At 66.2% G+C, this 234-nt stretch carries 1 protein-coding gene; it reads right to left on the bottom strand.

What is annotated here, in order from left to right:
* Positions 1-234: MerR family transcriptional regulator (locus tag SB751_RS35530; protein ID WP_410749677.1), on the bottom strand; the 234-nt coding region annotated here is incomplete at both ends.

Raw genomic sequence — 234 nt, 5'->3', positions numbered from 1 at the left:
CGAACAGCTCGTTAATGGGGCCGCACCCCGTCTGATGATTGTCGGCCAGCGACAGGATGGCGCGGATTTCGTCCTGCGTCATGTCCAGCGCGCGGCAGTTGCGGATCAGCCGCAGCCGCTCGAGATGGGCCTGGCCGTAGCTGCGGTAGTTGTTCAGGCCCCGATCCGGGGCGGGCAGCAGCCCTTCCTTCTCGTAATACCTGACGGTTTCGACCGTGGTGCCGGCCGCCGTGG

Source organism: Cupriavidus sp. SIMBA_020 (assembly GCF_046535395.1).
In the GTDB taxonomy this organism is placed as follows: Bacteria; Pseudomonadota; Gammaproteobacteria; order Burkholderiales; family Burkholderiaceae; genus Cupriavidus; species Cupriavidus campinensis.
Note: the sequence above shows the minus strand (reverse complement) of the source record. Positions and strands in the feature narration are given on the sequence as shown.